This is a genomic window from Streptomyces sp. NPDC002853, assembly GCF_053591915.1.
Genome location: NZ_JBSFUS010000004.1, coordinates 449795 through 465350, shown reverse-complemented (window position 1 = coordinate 465350; position 15556 = coordinate 449795). Strand labels below are relative to the sequence as shown.

At 70.1% G+C, this 15556-nt stretch carries 23 protein-coding genes and 1 riboswitch; of the genes, 15 read left to right on the top strand and 8 right to left on the bottom strand.

The window, feature by feature from the left end:
* The first annotated feature begins 147 nt into the window (after positions 1-147).
* Positions 148-1290 (top strand): 8-amino-7-oxononanoate synthase, encoded by a 1143-nt coding sequence (locus ACWD02_RS13390; RefSeq protein WP_451208667.1) that lies wholly within the window; start codon positions 148-150, stop codon positions 1288-1290.
* On the opposite strand, the gene ACWD02_RS13385 is transcribed toward ACWD02_RS13390, so the two are convergent.
* Both ACWD02_RS13385 and ACWD02_RS13380 read right to left on the bottom strand, forming a co-directional pair.
* Positions 1291-1515, bottom strand: a complete 225-nt coding sequence (locus ACWD02_RS13385) for a DUF397 domain-containing protein (protein WP_451208664.1) — start codon at positions 1513-1515, stop codon at positions 1291-1293. It abuts the gene before it with no gap.
* A 9-nt stretch (positions 1516-1524) separates the two neighbouring features.
* Positions 1525-2385: a helix-turn-helix domain-containing protein gene (locus tag ACWD02_RS13380; protein ID WP_451208661.1), complete on the bottom strand. Its 861-nt coding sequence runs from the start codon at positions 2383-2385 to the stop codon at positions 1525-1527.
* Positions 2386-2655: 270 nt separating this feature from the next.
* On the opposite strand from ACWD02_RS13380, the gene ACWD02_RS13375 reads away from it, so the two are divergent.
* Positions 2656-3117, top strand: coding sequence for an ATP-binding protein (locus ACWD02_RS13375; RefSeq protein ID WP_451208658.1), 462 nt, complete (start codon positions 2656-2658; stop codon positions 3115-3117).
* On the opposite strand, the gene ACWD02_RS13370 is transcribed toward ACWD02_RS13375, so the two are convergent.
* Positions 3106-4017: a LysR family transcriptional regulator gene (locus ACWD02_RS13370; RefSeq protein WP_451208655.1), complete on the bottom strand. Its 912-nt coding sequence runs from the start codon at positions 4015-4017 to the stop codon at positions 3106-3108. The two genes, ACWD02_RS13375 and ACWD02_RS13370, sit on opposite strands and share 12 nt — an antisense overlap.
* A 110-nt stretch (positions 4018-4127) precedes the next feature.
* Between ACWD02_RS13370 and ACWD02_RS13365 the strand changes: the two genes are divergently transcribed.
* A complete protein-coding gene (locus ACWD02_RS13365; protein ID WP_451208652.1) occupies positions 4128-4757 on the top strand; it encodes a LysE family translocator in 630 nt (209 codons plus the stop codon).
* Here the strand turns inward: ACWD02_RS13365 and ACWD02_RS13360 are convergent.
* The 4 genes from ACWD02_RS13360 to ACWD02_RS13345 all read right to left on the bottom strand — a co-directional run bounded on the left by ACWD02_RS13360 (position 4735) and on the right by ACWD02_RS13345 (position 7427).
* Positions 4735-5307, bottom strand: coding sequence for a DUF6328 family protein (locus ACWD02_RS13360; protein ID WP_451208649.1), 573 nt, complete (start codon positions 5305-5307; stop codon positions 4735-4737). The two genes, ACWD02_RS13365 and ACWD02_RS13360, sit on opposite strands and share 23 nt — an antisense overlap.
* 147 nt (positions 5308-5454) lie before the next feature.
* Positions 5455-5928 (bottom strand): C40 family peptidase, encoded by a 474-nt coding sequence (locus ACWD02_RS13355; protein ID WP_451208647.1) that lies wholly within the window; start codon positions 5926-5928, stop codon positions 5455-5457.
* A gap of 3 nt (positions 5929-5931) precedes the next feature.
* Positions 5932-6095: riboswitch (cyclic di-AMP (ydaO/yuaA leader) on the bottom strand.
* 365 nt (positions 6096-6460) lie between these two features.
* Positions 6461-6769: a hypothetical protein gene (locus ACWD02_RS13350; RefSeq protein ID WP_451208644.1), complete on the bottom strand. Its 309-nt coding sequence runs from the start codon at positions 6767-6769 to the stop codon at positions 6461-6463.
* Between the two features lie 7 nt (positions 6770-6776).
* Complete coding sequence (locus tag ACWD02_RS13345) at positions 6777-7427, bottom strand: ATP-dependent Clp protease proteolytic subunit (RefSeq protein ID WP_451208642.1); 651 nt, start codon at positions 7425-7427, stop codon at positions 6777-6779.
* A gap of 151 nt (positions 7428-7578) precedes the next feature.
* On the opposite strand from ACWD02_RS13345, the gene ACWD02_RS13340 reads away from it, so the two are divergent.
* From ACWD02_RS13340 to ACWD02_RS13285, 12 genes are all read left to right on the top strand, one after another.
* Positions 7579-9069, top strand: coding sequence for an amidase (locus tag ACWD02_RS13340; protein WP_451208639.1), 1491 nt, complete (start codon positions 7579-7581; stop codon positions 9067-9069).
* Complete coding sequence (locus tag ACWD02_RS13335) at positions 9029-9475, top strand: phage holin family protein (protein ID WP_451208636.1); 447 nt, start codon at positions 9029-9031, stop codon at positions 9473-9475. Before ACWD02_RS13340 ends, ACWD02_RS13335 begins: the two co-directional genes overlap by 41 nt.
* A 66-nt stretch (positions 9476-9541) precedes the next feature.
* Positions 9542-9910, top strand: a complete 369-nt coding sequence (locus ACWD02_RS13330; RefSeq protein ID WP_451209216.1) for a gas vesicle protein GvpO — start codon at positions 9542-9544, stop codon at positions 9908-9910.
* A gap of 67 nt (positions 9911-9977) precedes the next feature.
* Complete coding sequence (locus ACWD02_RS13325; protein WP_451208634.1) at positions 9978-10403, top strand: gas vesicle structural protein GvpA; 426 nt, start codon at positions 9978-9980, stop codon at positions 10401-10403.
* Positions 10400-11179, top strand: coding sequence for a GvpL/GvpF family gas vesicle protein (locus tag ACWD02_RS13320; RefSeq protein WP_451208631.1), 780 nt, complete (start codon positions 10400-10402; stop codon positions 11177-11179). The genes ACWD02_RS13325 and ACWD02_RS13320 overlap by 4 nt, the downstream gene beginning before the upstream one ends.
* A gap of 3 nt (positions 11180-11182) precedes the next feature.
* A complete protein-coding gene (locus ACWD02_RS13315) occupies positions 11183-11446 on the top strand; it encodes a gas vesicle protein GvpG (RefSeq protein WP_451208628.1) in 264 nt (87 codons plus the stop codon).
* Positions 11443-12111: a DNA primase gene (locus ACWD02_RS13310; RefSeq protein WP_451208625.1), complete on the top strand. Its 669-nt coding sequence runs from the start codon at positions 11443-11445 to the stop codon at positions 12109-12111. Before ACWD02_RS13315 ends, ACWD02_RS13310 begins: the two co-directional genes overlap by 4 nt.
* Positions 12104-13252 carry an SRPBCC family protein gene (locus ACWD02_RS13305; RefSeq protein ID WP_451208622.1) on the top strand — a complete coding sequence of 383 codons (1149 nt, stop codon included), beginning with the start codon at positions 12104-12106 and terminating at the stop codon, positions 13250-13252. Before ACWD02_RS13310 ends, ACWD02_RS13305 begins: the two co-directional genes overlap by 8 nt.
* Positions 13249-13635, top strand: coding sequence for a gas vesicle protein (locus ACWD02_RS13300; RefSeq protein ID WP_451208619.1), 387 nt, complete (start codon positions 13249-13251; stop codon positions 13633-13635). Before ACWD02_RS13305 ends, ACWD02_RS13300 begins: the two co-directional genes overlap by 4 nt.
* Entirely contained in the window at positions 13632-14420 is a 789-nt protein-coding gene (locus ACWD02_RS13295; protein WP_451208616.1) for a GvpL/GvpF family gas vesicle protein, read from the top strand. The genes ACWD02_RS13300 and ACWD02_RS13295 overlap by 4 nt, the downstream gene beginning before the upstream one ends.
* Entirely contained in the window at positions 14417-14605 is a 189-nt protein-coding gene (locus ACWD02_RS13290; RefSeq protein ID WP_451208613.1) for a gas vesicle protein, read from the top strand. The genes ACWD02_RS13295 and ACWD02_RS13290 overlap by 4 nt, the downstream gene beginning before the upstream one ends.
* 44 nt (positions 14606-14649) lie before the next feature.
* Positions 14650-14955 carry a gas vesicle protein K gene (locus ACWD02_RS13285; RefSeq protein WP_363207851.1) on the top strand — a complete coding sequence of 102 codons (306 nt, stop codon included), beginning with the start codon at positions 14650-14652 and terminating at the stop codon, positions 14953-14955.
* 27 nt (positions 14956-14982) lie between these two features.
* On the opposite strand, the gene ACWD02_RS13280 is transcribed toward ACWD02_RS13285, so the two are convergent.
* Complete coding sequence (locus ACWD02_RS13280) at positions 14983-15528, bottom strand: type 1 glutamine amidotransferase domain-containing protein (protein ID WP_451208610.1); 546 nt, start codon at positions 15526-15528, stop codon at positions 14983-14985.
* Positions 15529-15556 lie beyond the last annotated feature (28 nt).

Here is a 15556-nt window from a genome sequence, read left to right as displayed (position 1 = left end):
ACGGGGGCCCCGCTTTCCAAGGAGACTTCGCACAACAGAAAGGCTGGGAGGTGTGGGTATTGCCACATCCTGGCCCGGTGGCCGGACGGCTAGGGTCTGTGCACTGTCTACAAACCGGCCAGTGCTGACGACCCGGAGGGGACCCCCATGGCGAGCTCGCCGTTCGACTGGATCGACGAGCAGGCGAGCCTGCGCGCACGGGCCGGACTCGTCCGTACGCTGCGTCCCCGCCCCGCCGACGCCGGCGGTCTCCTCGACCTGGCGAGCAACGACTATCTGGGCCTGGCCAGGCACCCGCGGATCACCGAGGGCGCGGCGGCCGCGGCCCGGCGCTGGGGCGGCGGAGCCACCGGCTCCCGGCTGGTGACCGGCTCCACCGAACTGCACGCGGAACTCGAACGCGAGCTGGCCGAGTTCTGCGGATTCGAGGCCGCCCTGGTCCTTTCCTCCGGGTACGCCGCGAACCTCGCCGCCGTCACCGCCCTCGCCCCGCACGGTTCGCTGATCGTCTCGGACGCGGGCAACCACGCCTCGCTGATCGACGGCTGCCGCCTGGCGCGCGGTGGGACGCAGGTGGTGCCGCATGCCGACACCGAAGCGGTGCGCAAGGCACTGGACACGCACGCGGGCCGCGCGATCGTCGTCTCGGACACCGTCTTCTCGGTCGACGGGGACGCGGCCCCGCTGACCGAACTCAGTTCCGTGTGCCAGGAGTTCGGCGCCGGTCTCGTCGTCGACGACGCCCATGGGCTCGGCGTGCTCGGCGACGGCGGCCGCGGCGCCCCGCAGGGGGCCGGGCTCGCGGGCACGGACCACACGGTGGCCACGGTCACCCTGTCGAAGTCCTTCGGCAGCCAGGGCGGTGCGGTCCTCGGACCCGCCAAGGTCATCGACCACCTGGTCAACGCAGCCCGGACCTTCATCTTCGACACGGGGCTCGCGCCCGCCGCCGTGGGCGCCGCCCTCGCGGCCCTGCGGTTGCTGCGCGCGGAGCCGGAGCGCGCCGCACGGGCGCGCGCAGTCGCGGCCGAGCTGCATGAACGCCTCACGGCGGAGGGTCTTACGGCGGTACGTCCCGACGCCGCCGTCGTCTCCGTGCGTGCGCCGTCACCGGAAGCGGCCGTGCGGTGGGCCGCCGACTGCAGGGGCGCGGGCCTTGCCGTCGGATGCTTCCGTCCGCCGTCGGTGCCCGACGGCATCTCGCGGCTGCGGCTGACCGCCCGTGCGGATCTCACCGACGGACAGATCGCCGATGCCGTACGAGTGATCAGCCGCGCCGCACCCCGGTAGTCACCGGAGGCCGTGGACGAAGGCCTCCCATGTCGTGGGCGAGAAGAGCAGGGCGGGCCCTGCCGTGTTCTTCGAGTCACGCACGGCGAGCAGCCCCTGCTTCGGCCCTGAAGCGAGCGAGGCTGTCTCCACACAGTTGTTCATGCCGTTGCTGCGACTGCTGCGGTACCACCGTGCGCCGTACAGAGAGGTGCTTGAAGGTACGTGCCGAGGCAGTGCCGTCATGGTGCCCCCTTACGCGCCGTCACGTATCCCGGCGATGTGATCCGTTGATTCCTCGGGCGAAAGCGCCTTTCCCTGAAGGGAGTTGAAGGCCTCCGTGTAGGCCTGGAGGTCTTCTTTCCGTTCGAGGTAGAGGCTACTCGTCAAGTGGTCGAGAACAACCACATCCAGATCAGCAATGTTCGGAAATGAGAAAATAACGAAAGGGCCGATGAGGCCCACGTGCTCTCCGGCGGCGAACGGCAACACCTGAAGTCGTACATGAGGCAACTGTGCCGCCTCCAGTAACCGTTTCAACTGGCCCGCGAGCACCGCGCTGCCGCCCACCGGCCGGTGCAGCACCGCCTCGTCCAGGATCACGCTCAGTCGCAGCGGCGGGGCCGTGCGCAGCACGTCCTGACGGGCGAGACGCACCTCCACCAGCGTGTCCACCTGCTGTTCGGGCAGCCCGTCGAGCGCGGCCCGCGTCACCGCACGCGCGTAGTCCGGCGTCTGCAACAGGCCCGGCACGACGCTGGTCTCCAGGGTGCGCATCCGACAGGCCTGCGACTCCAGGCTGATGAAGTCGCGGTAGGCGGGCGGCAGCAGCTCGCGATAGGCGTGCCACCAGTGGCGCCGTCCGCCGTCGTCGTCCGAGCCCGCCAAGGCCACCAGCAACTGGCGGAGCTGGGGGTCCGCCACCTCGTACGCGTCGAGCAGCAGACCTACGTCGGCCGCCTTGACGCTGCTACGCCCCGTCTCGATCCGGCTGACCTTCGACTGATGCCAGCCGACCCGGTCCGCCGCCTGGCCACTGGTGAGCCCGGCCTGCGTGCGTAACGCACGCAGTTCGGCGCCGAGTTTCCGGCGGCGCACCGCGGGACCGTACCGCATGTCCGTCTCCTTCCCGACGGAGCGTTTCTTTTCGGCCTCCCCCGGGCCGTTCAGGGGCGACAGTAGAGGAAGCGCCGACCTCGCGCCCAAATACGGTCTCTCGTAGCAGAGTTCACCGCTTTGAGCGACAGATATATGCACATCTTGGTGGATGGCCACCTCTCAGGGGTCCAAGAGTGGCAGTCTGGCGCGAAGCACCATTCCGGGACTGTCCTCGTGCCTTCGCTACGAGTCGGAGCCGAGCCCCGGTGGGAAAGGGACAGCGTCGCCATGGCAGACCTTCAGGAAGCATCCGTCACCCTGCCGAGCGATCCTGCCTCGGTCTCCGCGGCCCGGAAATACGTCTCGACCATCCTGGCCGAGTGGGGCCTGCCGGGCGGGACCGAGGCGGCCGACACGGTCCGGCTCATCGTCTCCGAGCTGGCCACGAACGCCGTCCAGCACACCCGGGGCCAGTCGCCCACCTTCCGGGTGGACATCGAGCTGGACCGGGACGAGCAGCTGCGCATCGGTGTCACCGACAGCCACCCCCGCTACCCCAAGCGGCTGCCCGCCGCCGTCCAGCAGGACAACGGCCGGGGCCTGGTCATCATCCGCTGGCTGACCATGGAGTGCGGCGGCAGACTGTCGGTCACGCCCACTCCCGAGGGCGGCAAGACGGTCTGGATCGAGCTGCCGTGGACCGTGCCCGTCCGCGGCGAGGCCCCGGCCCCCTCGCCCTCACCCCGCTGAGCGGCCGAACGCACCCCGGAGCAGGGCACGGAAGGTGTCCGCCGCCGGATGCGACACATCGGTGCGGTGGACGACCGAGATCGTGCGCCGCAGATTGCCCGGCTCCAGCGGTCTCGTCCCCACCGGGGTGGCCGCCGTCCGCGCCACCATCTCCGGTACGACGGCGACGCCGAGCCCCGCGCTGACCAGTGCGCACACCAGCGCGTAGCCCGGAGTGTCGACCAGGACCGCGGGTGTCGCGCCGGCCCGTCCGAGCGCGGACTCCACGCCCTGCCGGGACGGATGGGTCGGCGCCATGCTGATGAGCGGCTGTCCGGCGAGTTCGCTCAGGGGCAGCCGCGACGAGGCGCTCGCGAGCGCGTGGCCCGGCGAGGTCACCAGGACCAGCTCCTCGACCAGGATCGGCTCCGCGCTCACGGACGCGGGCAGCGCCACCGGATCCGCGGGCTCGTAGGTGTGCGTGAGGGCCAGGTCGACATCGCCCGCTGCCACGGCCGCGATGCCGAGCGGCGGTTCATAGCCCCGTACCGTCAGATCGATGTCCGGGTGGGCGCGGCGGAACGCGGTCAGCGCGGGCGGCACCAGATGGATTCCGGCGGTGGTGAAGGTCCCCACGCGCAGCCTGCTGCCGGACAGGCCGGCCAGCTGGGTCAGTTCGTGCCGGGCCTGCTCCATCTCGTCCAGGACCCGGCGGGCCCGCGCGAGCAGCAGCTCACCCGCGCCGGTCAGCCGCGCCCCGCGGTGATGCCGGACCAGGAGAGCGGTGCCCGCCTCCCGTTCGAGCTTGGCCAGCTGCTGGGAGAGGGCGGGCACGGTGTAGCCGAGGCGTTCGGCGGCGCGGGTGATCGACCCGGCCTCGGAAACCGCCACCAGTGCGGCGAGCCGCGTCGGGTCGTACATGGTCTCTCCCGGCGGCGTGGGGGTGAACGGCTGGAGTAAACAGCTGCTTAAGGCAGACCCAGGATATTCCACATACCTGCTGAAGGCAGAAGAACGGCAGGGTGGATGCCATGGACGCAGAACTGGTCGCTTTCACCGGGGTCGCCGCCGGCCTGGTCGCCATGCCGGGCGCCGACTTCGCCGTCGTGGTGCGCAACGCCCTCACCTCCCGCCGCGCCGGAGTCGCCTGCGCGATCGGTGTGGCGGGCGGGCTCCTGGTGCACACGGCGCTCGCGGTGGCCGGGGTCGCGGCGGTCCTCACGGCGGTGCCCACGCTCTTCACGGCGCTGCAGGCGCTGGGCGGGGCCTATGTGCTGTACCTGGGGTATCGCGCGCTGCGGTCGGCGGCGCGGCCTGCGGGGAACTCCGGCGTGCAGGAGGACGCGGGGCACGAGGCGGTCGGGGGCAGTCTGCGGCAGGGCTTCCTCACCAACGTCCTCAACCCCAAGGCGCCGATCACCTTCCTCAGCGTGCTGCCGCAGTTCGTGCCCGCGGGCAGTCCCGCGATGCCGAGGACCCTGCTGCTCGCGTCGATCATCGTGGCTCTCGCCCTGGTGTGGTTCCCGGTCCTCGCGCTCCTGGTCGACCGGCTGGGACGGTGGCTGCGCAAGCCGCGTACGGCCCGTGCGATCGAGGGAGGCACGGGCGTCGCGCTGAGCGTGCTCGGACTCGTGCTCCTCACCGAGGCCGCGATGGTCTGACGTCGTCCGAGCCGTCCGGTTCCTCGTCGTCGCGCGCACGGCGCAGCAGCAGGGGGAGCAGCCCCCACAGGCCCGAGCACACCACGAGCGTGGCCGCGCTCGCGATGATCCCGCCGGTGCGGCCCACGGCCACGTCGACGACCAGGAGCACGGCACCCGAGACCGCGAACACCAGGACCACGAGACCGATGCCGGCGAGACGGGACGAGACGCGCACGATCAGCGGCTTGGAGTGCTTCCCGAACAGCGACCTGTGCACGGCCGCCGGCGCGGTGAACAGCGCCGCGGCGAGCACGGCGAGCAGCAGCGTGGTGACGTATGTGGCGCGCTGCACCGTGTCGAGCGAGGGGAAGCGCTCGGTGAAGGCGAGCGTCAGGAGGAAGGCGAAGAGGATCTGCACCCCGGCCTGCGTGACGCGCAGTTCCTGGAGGATCTCCGCGAAGTTGCGGTCGGCGCGTTCGAAGCGCGTCTCGTTGCGCGGTGGGTCGTTGCGCGGTGGGTTGTCGCGCGGTGGGTCGTCCGAGGCGGGAGAACTGTTGTTTTCGGCCATGGCGCACGAGTATCCGCGCCGACGCCCGCCACGCCAGGCGGGCGCGCCGACCGGAGGACCTGCCGGGGACCGCCCGGGGGCCGGCCGGGCGGCGGCAGCAGCCCTGAGGCCCCCGCCGCCGCCCGGCCGACGGCCGGTGACGGATGATCAGCGCACCCTGCCGTACGAGACGCTCTTCGTCCAGATCTTCTCGAGCCGCACCTTGGTGTTCGACTTGGGGGCGTGCCAGATCCGGCCCTTACCGGCATAGATGCCGACGTGGTAGACGTTCCGGCCGGAGTGGAAGAAGACCAGGTCGCCGCGGACGCGGTTGGACGCGGAGACGTGGCGGGTCTTGTTGTACTGCTGTGCGGCGGTGCGAGGCAGCTTCTTGCCCGCGCGCTTGAAGGAGTACTGGGTCAGTCCCGAGCAGTCGAACCGGTGTGGTCCGGTGGCTCCGTAGCGGTACGGAGAGCCCTTCTTGGAGGCGGCGATCTTGAGCGCCTTCGTCCCGTGTGTCGCGGCCTCTGCTTCCGACGTGAGCCCTGGGGCCACAAGGGTGCCGCCCACGACGGCGAGCGTGAGGGCGGATACGGACCCGACCCTGGTGAGCAGCGACGGAACTTGATTCAGCGCAGTCATGCGCAACCCTTCGTCAACCGCCTGTGAAGGATGACCTGTCGGATTCGGGCTGACAAAGTTGCCCGGCCGCGTGCTGCGGCTTCACCCCAAGGGTCGGTGTCCGGACCTTCCGGACCGACCCGTCATGCCTGGGTCCTCCACTCCTGCCGATGCACCGATGTCGACCGGTCATCCGGGCGGCGGCAGGACTCGGCGTCCGCCCGGACCGCCCCGCCGCTGATGGCGGGGGCTTGTCGTCGGAGAGGATCTTGACCCGACATGGGGTCGAATTCCGAGCCGAAACGGCGTTTTGTGAGGCTCCTCACGGCTGAACCGTTCGGGTGGACACGGTCGGATTCGGGAGCCGAAGAGGGCGCCGGACGATCGTTCGACCAGCACCGGAACGAGGAATTCCGGCCCACGCGTACACAACTGACGCAACTGAAGACGTCTCGAAAAAGGACGAATGTCTACGCCGAATGAGGTAGCCCGTTTGGTTCGTTTGAGATCGCCCCCGGACGCAACGGAGTTCGAGGACCGGGGTGACGGGTGCTCAGGACGCCGCCGGCGGCGGCACGGTGACCCGCCCGGCCCGCCGCTCTCCGTCGAGCACGCGCAGCGCACGCGCCAGCGTCGGTGCGTGCACGGCGCTTTCACCCCGCTGGTGCATGAGCGTCAGCGCGTCCCGCAGGGCCGTCGCGCTGCCGACCAGGGCCTGGGCGGCGCGCAGTCCGCCGTAGGTGTCCGAGGTGCGGGCGGGGTTGATCCGGCCCAGCAGATCGACCACTTCGAGGTACCGGTCGATCAACTCGCCCTCGGCGCGGGTGAGTGCGGGCAGCGGGGGAAGTTCGGGCGGCAGCATCGGTGGCTCACCCTCCGTCCGGGGTGCGCGGGTCCGGGCCGCGCGGTGAGGACTTGCGGCTCGCGATGATCCGGTCCACCAGGCCGTAGTCGACTGCCTCGGCGGCGTCGAGGATCTTGTCCCGCTCGATGTCGGCCGCGATGCGTTGCGCGCTCTGCCCCGTGTGCCGGACGAGCAGCCCCTCCAGTTGCGCGCGGGTGCGCAGGAGTTCGTCGGCCTGGATCGCCAGGTCGGAGGTCTGGCCGTGCACCGGCTCGGCGAGCGAGGGCTGGTGGATCAGTACACGGGCACCGGGCAGCGCGAACCGCTTGCCGGGGGTGCCCGCGGCCAACAGGACGGCGGCCGACGACGCGGCCTGCCCCAGACAGGTCGTCTCCACGTCGCAGGAGACGAACTGGATCGTGTCGTAGATCGCGGTCATCGCGCTGAACGAGCCGCCGGGGGAGTTGATGTAGAGCGCGATGTCGCGGTCGGGCGCCAGGTATTCGAGGTGCATGAACTGCGCCATCACGTCGTTGGCCGACGTGTCGTCGATCGGCGTCCCCAGAAAGACGATGCGCTCCTCGAGCAGCTTCGCATAGGGGTCCAGCGTCCGGGTGCCCGAACTGGAGCGGTCGGTGAACTCGGGCAGGACATAACGGGCGAACGGTCGGTTCATGGCATGTCTCTCCTCTGCCGGGGTCGGCTGCTCCCCAAGGCTTCCGGTAAAAAATGTACAGGACGTACGGAACGTCGGGGTGAGAAGCGAGGGCGGCGTGGGCATGCTTCGCCTCGTCGCGATCCCAACCGCCCCCAGCCGAAAGCGCCGTATGACTGCGTCCGAGCTCGTCCATCTCACCGCCCGCGAACTCACCGCCAGGATCCGCACCCGTGAGGTGTCCGCGCGTGAGGTCGTACAGGCCCACCTCGACCGGATCGAGCAGGTCAACGGCCCCGTGAACGCGGTCGTGACGCTCGTGGCTGAACGCGCGCTCGACGAGGCGCATGCCGCGGACGAGACCGCCGCGCGCGGCGCCGCGCTCGGCCCGCTGCACGGACTGCCCGTCGCCCACAAGGACACCCACGACACCCGCGGCATCCGGACCACCTACGGCACGCCGATCCTCGCCGACAACGTCCCGGACCGGGACGAGCTCATCGTCGAGCGCATCCGCGCCGCCGGGGCGATCACCATCGGGAAGACCAACGTGCCCGAGTTCGCGGCCGGTTCGCACACCGTCAACCCGGTCTTCGGGGCGACCCGCAACCCGTACGACCTCCGGCGATCGGCGGGCGGCAGCAGCGGGGGAGCGGCGGCCGCGCTCGCCTGCGGCATGCATCCCCTGGCCGACGGCAGCGACATGGGCGGTTCGCTGCGCAACCCCGCGTCGTTCTGCAACGTGGTGGGCCTGCGCCCCTCGCCGGGCCGGGTGCCGAGCTGGCCGGACACCGCGCCCTGGTCGACGATGGCCGTGCAGGGGCCGATGGCACGCACCGTCGCCGACGCGGCTCTGCTGCTTTCCGTCGTCGCCGGGCCCGACCCGCGCTCACCGATCGCCCTGGAGACGCCGGGGAGCGCCTTCGGCGGGTCGCTGGAGCAGGATCTGCGGGGGCTGCGGATCGCCTGGTCACCCGATCTGGGCGGCGCGGTCCCGGTCGACCGCGAGGTCAGGAACGTGCTCGCGCCCGCCGTCACCGTCTTCGCCGACCTGGGATGCGCGGTCGAGGAGACGTGCCCCGAACTGGGCGGCGCCGACGAGGTGTTCCGGACGTTCCGCGCCTGGCAGTTCCACCTGGCGCTCGGTGCGCTCGTGGAGAGCGCGGCGGACCGGATGAAACCCAGCCTCGTCCGCAACGTACGACAAGGGCGTGCGCTCACCGGCATCGACCTGGAGCGGGCCACCGTGCTGCACGGCGAACTGTTCCACCGGATGCGGGAGTTCTTCGGCCGCTACGACGCGCTGATTCTGCCGACAAGCCAAGTGCCACCTTTTGACGTCGAGTTGGAGTATCCGGACAACATCGACGGGGTGCCGATGGCGGACTACCTGGACTGGATGCGCTCGGCGTACCTGGTGTCCGCCACCGGTTGCCCGGCCCTGTCCGTGCCCGCCGGATTCACCCCCGGCGGACTGCCGGTCGGGCTGCAGATCGTCGGGCCGCACCGCGGCGACCTACGCGTTCTGCGGATCGGCCACGCCTTCGAGCAAGCGACCCGGCACGGCGAGCGCAGGCCGGGGCCGAGCGTTACGCGTACGGACGGACGGGTACTCGGGCGCCATGAATCGTTTGGAGCATCTGGACAAGAGCCTCGTCGATGAACTGACGCGTGCGGCCCGCGAGGCCGTACGGGACGAACTGCGGGAGCAGACGCGCGGGCAGCGTCGCAAGGCCGCGCTGTACGCCGGTGCGGGGGCCTTCGCCCTCTACGCGGGCGCGGCGCTGGCACTCGCCGTCGGCCTCGCGCTCGCTCTGTGGCTGCCCGACTGGGCGGCGGCGCTGATCACCGCGGTGGTGCTCGGTGGTGTGGCGTATCTGCTGCGCAACGCGGCGCGTCCCTCGGCGGGCCGCTCTTCCGGGGGCCACCTGCCGTCCGTGGACGGGCCGGCCATGACCCCGCCGCCCGTGACGCCGCCGGCGCCCGAGCGCCCGACGGCGCCGCCGACCGTGGACGCGACACACCCGGGCGGCGTGGAGCCCGAGGTGCCGCACCGCTGGGGTCAGTGATCCGGGCCACCCGAACAGAGATGTTTGGCCAACGGGTTACGGGCCACTCGAAGAACCGAGGTGGCCATATTGAACACATCATCGGATCCAGAGAAGAAGAAGGCGAGTTCGCAGAACTCGGGTAATTCAACCGAACACGCGGAAAGCGGCAGCGCGAAGCGCCGCCCGGGCCCCATGGAGGTGCTGCGCATCGCACGCACCCAGCTCGCCGAGCTGACCGGGATGGCCGCCGAGTCCGTGTCGTCCTTCGAACAGACCGAGGATGGCTGGACGTTGGAGATCGAGGTCCTGGAACTCACCCGGGTGCCGGACACGATGAGTCTCCTCGCGAGCTATCAGGTGGAGTGCGACCCGCAGGGCGAACTCCTGGGTTACCGGCGCGTCCGCCGCTACGAACGCGGACGTGCCGACGGCAGCAAGGCCGGCGGCCGCTGAAGCGGCTGTTCGCGCGGGTTTCCGCGAAATGTCCACAGATATCCCAGACTAAGGAGGGTCGATCGGCATGACCGTTGTCCCTGCACAGCAATCCGGCGGATCGGGCGGCAGCAGTGGTCTGTACGACGTCCTGGAGCTCGTTCTCGACCGCGGCCTCGTGATCGACGCCTTCGTGCGTGTCTCGCTCGTCGGCATCGAGATCCTGAAGATCGACGTCCGTGTGGTGGTCGCGAGTGTCGACACCTACCTGCGCTTCGCCGAGGCGTGCAACCGTCTCGACCTGGAGTCAGGTCCGCACAAGGACCCCGGTCTCCCCGACCTCGTGGGCGAGATGACCGAATCCGGTGCGCGCGGCAAGTCGAAGGGCGCCCTTTCGGGTGCGGCCGAGACCATTTCCGACGCGTTCAAGCAGTCGCGTGAAGAGAGCCAGTCGGAGTCCCGCCCGCGTGCCCGCAAGAGCACGTCGGCGCGCCGGAAGGAGGAGCAGGAATGAGCACGTACGTCTACGGCATCACCGCGGGTTCGCACCCGTCCCTCCCCGAGGGCATGGAGGGCGTGGGCAAGCCGGCCCGCCCCGTGCGCATCCTCAAGGAGGGTGACCTGGCGGCGATCGTCAGCGACGCCCCCGACGGGCTGCGCGCCAAGCGCAACGACCTGCTGGCCCACCAGAACGTGCTGAACGAGGCGGGCGCGGCGGGTCCGGTCCTGCCCATGCGGTTCGGCAACGTCGCCCCCGACGACGCGGCCGTCACCAGCGTCCTGGCGGAGCGCGCCGAGCACTACCACGAGCGGCTCTCGACGCTGGCCGGCAAGGTCGAGTACAACGTCAAGGCCAGCCACGACGAGCAGGCCGCACTGCACCGCGTGATGGCGGACAACCCCGAGGTGCAGGCACTGGCCGAGGCCAACCGCCAAGCGGGCGGCGGCAGTTACGAACAGAAGCTGCAGCTCGGCGAGATGGTGGTTTCCGCGCTCCAGAGCCGCGAGGCCGAGGACGCGGTGGCACTGCACCGCACCCTGGAGCCGACGGCGCACTCCGTCAGCGTGGGCCCCGAGTCCACGGGATGGCTGGCCAACCTGTCGTTCCTGGTGGAGCGCAAGTCGGCCGAGGTGTTTCTCGCAGCCGTCGAGGAAGCCCGCAAGGCCCACCCGCACATCGAACTGCGCGTCAACGGACCGCTGCCGCCCTACAGCTTCGTCGAGCCCGGTCCTTCCGAGCCGAACGGGGCCGCTCCGGAGTCCGCGAGCTCGCAGGCCGGCCGGGAGTAGCTCATGGGACTGATCGGCGAAGTACTGATGCTGCCGCTCGCCCCGGTGCGCGGCGGCCTCTGGGCGGTGAGCCAGGTACTCGCCGAGGCTGAGCGCCTGTACTACGACCCGGCCACCGTCCGGTCCGAACTCGCCCTTCTCGAGCAGCAGCTCGAGTCGGGCGAGATCGGGGAGGAGGAATTCGACCGCCGGGAGGACGAGTTGCTCGACCGCCTGGAAATAGGCCTGCGCCCCGGCGCGGGAACCAACAACGGGACGACACAATGAATCGAGTGGGACTTGGCCTCGCCGTAGGGGCCGGATACGTCCTCGGACGTACGAAGAAGATGAAACTCGCGTTCGCCGTCGGCACCATGGTGGCCGGCAAGCGGATGAACCTGAGCCCGCGCGCCCTGGGTGACCTGCTCTCCCAACAGCTGCAGAACAACCCGCAGTTCAAGGAGATCGGCGACCAGCTGCGCCAGGACATGCGCGGGGTCGGCAAGGCCGCGACCGGAGCCCTGGTCGAGCGGCAGATCTCGGGCCTGGCCGACCGGCTACACGGCCGGACGGCGGATGTACGGGACCAGCTCTCGGGCGTGAAACCGGACATACCGGGTCGCGACACCGAGGAGGACGAGGAAGAGCCGGACGACGCGTACGAGGAGTACGACGACGAGGACGACCGGGACGAGCGGGACCACGAGGAGTCCGCCGACGCGGAGTCCGACGAGGAGCCCGAGGACAGGCCACGGCCGCGTAAGAAGGCTCCCGCGCAGAAGGCCGCCCCCAAGAAGGCGGCCGCCAAGAAGACTCCCGCCAGGAAGACGGCGGCGAAGAAGAGCCCTGCGAAGAAGACGGCGAAGAAGGCCCCCGCCAGGGCCGCGGCGAAGTCGTCCGCGCGCCGTGCCACCGGGGCCCGGTTGCCGAAGGAGGGGGGCCGCGATGAGTGACACCTTGAAGTCCGCCTCGGGCAAGGCGAAGGAGAATCCGCTCACCGGCATCGTGCAGAGCGAGGCCGCCGACCGCCTGAAGTCCGAGGTCCAGGAGTACCTGGGCGCCCAGGCCCAGCGGCTGCTGGTCGGAGTGGGCCACAAGCTCGGCCAGACGACGGGCAAGCTCAACGACATCGCCGAGGGCAACAGCCCGGGCTTCGCCAAGCTCGCCCTCGACGGCGGCCGCAAGATGGCCGAGGGCAAGGGGCCGCTGCGGTCCGCCGTGGAGATCGGTGCCGGCCGCGCCAAGGACAGCGTTGTCGGAGCCTTCAAGAACATGACCGGTGGCAAGGGCCGCCGCAAGAGCGGGGCCGGCAAGAAGCCTACGGTCATCATGGAGTTCATCGACGTCGGCGTGCCGCTGCGCACCGCGTACGACCAGTGGACCCAGTACCAGGACTTCAGCACCTTCGCCAAGGGCGTCAAGAGTGCGAACCGCGCCGACGACACCACCTCCGACTGGCAGGCCAAGATCTTCTGGTCCAGCAGGAGTTGGAAGGCCCACACCACGGAGCAGATCGCGGACGAGCGGATCGCGTGGACCTCGGAGGGCGCGAAGGGCACCACGAAGGGCGTCGTCTCCTTCCACTCGCTGGCCGAGAACCTCACGCGCGTCCTGCTGGTCATCGAGTACTACCCGAAGGGCCTCTTCGAGAAGACCGGCAACATCTGGCGCGCCCAGGGCCGCCGGGCCCGGCTCGACCTGAAGAACTACGCGCGCTTCATCACCATCAAGGGTGAGGCGGAGGACGGCTGGCGCGGCGAGATCCGCGACGGTGAGGTCGTCCACAGCCACGACGACGCGGTCGCGGAGGAAGAGGCCGAGCAGGAGGACGTCGCCGAGGACGAGTACGAGGGCGACGAGGAGCAGCCGGAGGAGTCCTACGAGGACGAGGAAGGCGAGCACGACGAGGAAGCGCGCGACGAAGAGGAGCGCGACGACGAGGAACAGCCCGAGGAGTCCTACGAGGACGAGTACGACGAAGACGAGGACGCCGAGGACGCCGAGGACGCCGACGAGGCGAAGTACGACGAGTACGAGGATGAGGACGAGGCGAAGCACGACGAAGACGCCGAGATGAGCGGGAGCCGTCGATGACGATGGCTGGCCGGATGCCGGAGCCGTACGGGCAGGGCGGCGGCGCGAACCTCGCCGACATCCTGGAGCGCGTGCTCGACAAGGGAATCGTGATCGCCGGAGACATCCGGATCAACCTGCTCGACATCGAACTCCTGACGATCAAGCTGCGGCTCATCGTCGCCTCCGTCGACAAGGCGAAGGAGATGGGGATCGACTGGTGGGAGGACGACCCCGCGCTCTCCACCCGCGCACGCCGGGACGAACTCACCCGTGAGAACGCCGAGTTGCGCGCGCATGTCGCCGAACTGGAGCAAGGCAGGACGGGGCAGGAGGGCAGGACGGAGCGAGCCAAGGTGGAAGAAGGAAGCACGAAGCGCGGCACGGCTGAGGAGAGCACATGAGTGGACTGCGGTACGTCTACGCGATCTGCCGGCCCTTCGACGCGGCGCTTCAGGCGCAGGTGACCGGGGTGGACGGCGCGCCCCCCGGTCAGCTGTCGCACCACGGTCTGATCGCCGTGGTCGGCACAGTGCCGGAGCAGGACTTCGCCGAGGAGCCGCTGCGGCGCCATCTGGAGGACCTGGACTGGCTGAGCGCCACCGCGCGCGCTCACCAGTCCGTGATCGACGCGCTCACGGCGGTCACCACGCCGCTGCCGTTGCGCCTCGCCACGGTGTTCCGGGACGACGCGGGAGTGCGCGCGATGATGGAGGCACGGGAGGACTCCTTCAGGCGCACACTCGACCGGCTCGACGGCCGCGTGGAATGGGGTGTCAAGATCTACTCCGACGCGCAGGCCGCGGGTCCGGCCGCCGAGCCGGAGAAGCCCGCGTCGGGCCGGGACTATCTTCGCCAGCGCCGGCAGCGCAACCGGGCGCACGAAGAGATGTGGGAGAGCGCCGAGAAGTTCGCCCACCGGCTGCACGACACGCTCTGCGGGCACGCGGAGGACGCCCGGCTGCACGCGCCACAGAACTCCGCGCTCTCCAAGGAGTCGGGCCGCAATGTGCTCAACGCGGCCTATCTGGTGTCGCGCGCGGACTCGGAGGCCTTCGTCGAGCTGGTGGAGCGCGTGAAGGGCGAGGAGTCCGGCATGCGCGTGGAGCTCACCGGACCGTGGGCCGCGTACTCCTTCGCCGGCGTGGAGGTCGAAGGGGACGACGTGGCGGGGGAGGCGGGGCTGTGACCGTCATCGAACGCCGCGAGGTCGCCCTGGTCGACCTGCTCGACCGGCTGCTCGCGGGCGGGGTCGTCATCAAAGGCGACCTCACCCTGCGCATCGCGGACGTCGATCTCGTCCGCATCGACCTGAACGCGCTCATCAGCTCGGTGAACGAGCAAGTTCCGTCACCGTTCGAGGAGTTGCTGTGAGTGAGGCCCGGCCCGAGCGCGAGCCCGAGCAGGTGCGCGAGCAGATCCGAGAGCAGGTCCGGGAGCGGCCGGCGGGAAAGAACCGGCTGGAACTGGAGCCGGACACGGTCGAACGCGATCTGATCAAGCTGGTCCTGACCGTCGTGGAGCTGCTGCGGCAGCTCATGGAACGGCAGGCCGTGCGCCGGTTCGACACCGGCGAGCTGGACGAGGACCAGGAGGAGCGCATCGGCCTCACGCTGATGCTCCTCGACGATCGCATGGCCGAACTGCGCGACCGCTACGGCCTGCGGCCCGAGGACCTGAATCTGGACCTCGGGCCGCTGGGGCCGCTGCTTCCGAGGGACTGATGCCCCCAGCAGGGAAGTTCGGGAAGCTCAGGAACCGCTGGGCTTCCCGAACTCCGTCAGGAACGCCTCGCAGAACGCCTTGAGGTCGTCCGGCTTGCGGCTGGTGATCAGCGTGTTGGGCCCGTCGTGGCAGACCTTCACCTGCTCGTCCACCCAGGTGCCGCCCGCGTTGCGGATGTCCGTACGGAGGCTGGGGAACGAGGTCAGTCCACGGCCCGACACGACGCCGGCCTCGACGAGGACCCACGGGGCATGGCAGATGGCGGCCACCGGCCGGCCACCCTCGAAGAAGCCGCGTACGAAGGAGACGGCCTGCTCGTCGAGCCGCAGCGCGTCCGGATTGGCCACGCCGCCCGGCAGCACGAGCCCGTCGAAGGACTCCGCCGACACCTCGCCGACGACCTCGTCCACGGGGAACGTGTCGGCCTTGTCGAGGTGGTCGAAGGCCTGGACACGGCCCGCCTCGGTCGACACGAGGACGGGCTCGCCGCCCGCGTCGGTCACCGCCTTCCAGGGGTCGGTGAGTTCGATCTGCTCGACGCCCTCGGGCGCCATCAGGAATGCGACACGCATGACTGCTCACTCTCTTCGTGGGGGCCCG

What these genes read in the sequence shown, in the direction of transcription:
- ACWD02_RS13390 (WP_451208667.1), top strand. Translation starts at nt 148, where the DNA reads ATGGCGAGCTCGCCGTTCGACTGGATCGACGAGCAGGCGAGCCTGCGC.
- ACWD02_RS13385 (WP_451208664.1), bottom strand. Translation starts at nt 1,515, where the DNA reads ATGACGGCACTGCCTCGGCACGTACCTTCAAGCACCTCTCTGTACGGC.
- ACWD02_RS13380 (WP_451208661.1), bottom strand. Translation starts at nt 2,385, where the DNA reads ATGCGGTACGGTCCCGCGGTGCGCCGCCGGAAACTCGGCGCCGAACTG.
- ACWD02_RS13375 (WP_451208658.1), top strand. Translation starts at nt 2,656, where the DNA reads ATGGCAGACCTTCAGGAAGCATCCGTCACCCTGCCGAGCGATCCTGCC.
- ACWD02_RS13370 (WP_451208655.1), bottom strand. Translation starts at nt 4,017, where the DNA reads ATGTACGACCCGACGCGGCTCGCCGCACTGGTGGCGGTTTCCGAGGCC.
- ACWD02_RS13365 (WP_451208652.1), top strand. Translation starts at nt 4,128, where the DNA reads ATGGACGCAGAACTGGTCGCTTTCACCGGGGTCGCCGCCGGCCTGGTC.
- ACWD02_RS13360 (WP_451208649.1), bottom strand. Translation starts at nt 5,307, where the DNA reads ATGGCCGAAAACAACAGTTCTCCCGCCTCGGACGACCCACCGCGCGAC.
- ACWD02_RS13355 (WP_451208647.1), bottom strand. Translation starts at nt 5,928, where the DNA reads ATGACTGCGCTGAATCAAGTTCCGTCGCTGCTCACCAGGGTCGGGTCC.
- ACWD02_RS13350 (WP_451208644.1), bottom strand. Translation starts at nt 6,769, where the DNA reads ATGCTGCCGCCCGAACTTCCCCCGCTGCCCGCACTCACCCGCGCCGAG.
- ACWD02_RS13345 (WP_451208642.1), bottom strand. Translation starts at nt 7,427, where the DNA reads ATGAACCGACCGTTCGCCCGTTATGTCCTGCCCGAGTTCACCGACCGC.
- ACWD02_RS13340 (WP_451208639.1), top strand. Translation starts at nt 7,579, where the DNA reads ATGACTGCGTCCGAGCTCGTCCATCTCACCGCCCGCGAACTCACCGCC.
- ACWD02_RS13335 (WP_451208636.1), top strand. Translation starts at nt 9,029, where the DNA reads ATGAATCGTTTGGAGCATCTGGACAAGAGCCTCGTCGATGAACTGACG.
- ACWD02_RS13325 (WP_451208634.1), top strand. Translation starts at nt 9,978, where the DNA reads ATGACCGTTGTCCCTGCACAGCAATCCGGCGGATCGGGCGGCAGCAGT.
- ACWD02_RS13320 (WP_451208631.1), top strand. Translation starts at nt 10,400, where the DNA reads ATGAGCACGTACGTCTACGGCATCACCGCGGGTTCGCACCCGTCCCTC.
- ACWD02_RS13315 (WP_451208628.1), top strand. Translation starts at nt 11,183, where the DNA reads ATGGGACTGATCGGCGAAGTACTGATGCTGCCGCTCGCCCCGGTGCGC.
- ACWD02_RS13310 (WP_451208625.1), top strand. Translation starts at nt 11,443, where the DNA reads ATGAATCGAGTGGGACTTGGCCTCGCCGTAGGGGCCGGATACGTCCTC.
- ACWD02_RS13305 (WP_451208622.1), top strand. Translation starts at nt 12,104, where the DNA reads ATGAGTGACACCTTGAAGTCCGCCTCGGGCAAGGCGAAGGAGAATCCG.
- ACWD02_RS13300 (WP_451208619.1), top strand. Translation starts at nt 13,249, where the DNA reads ATGACGATGGCTGGCCGGATGCCGGAGCCGTACGGGCAGGGCGGCGGC.
- ACWD02_RS13295 (WP_451208616.1), top strand. Translation starts at nt 13,632, where the DNA reads ATGAGTGGACTGCGGTACGTCTACGCGATCTGCCGGCCCTTCGACGCG.
- ACWD02_RS13280 (WP_451208610.1), bottom strand. Translation starts at nt 15,528, where the DNA reads ATGCGTGTCGCATTCCTGATGGCGCCCGAGGGCGTCGAGCAGATCGAA.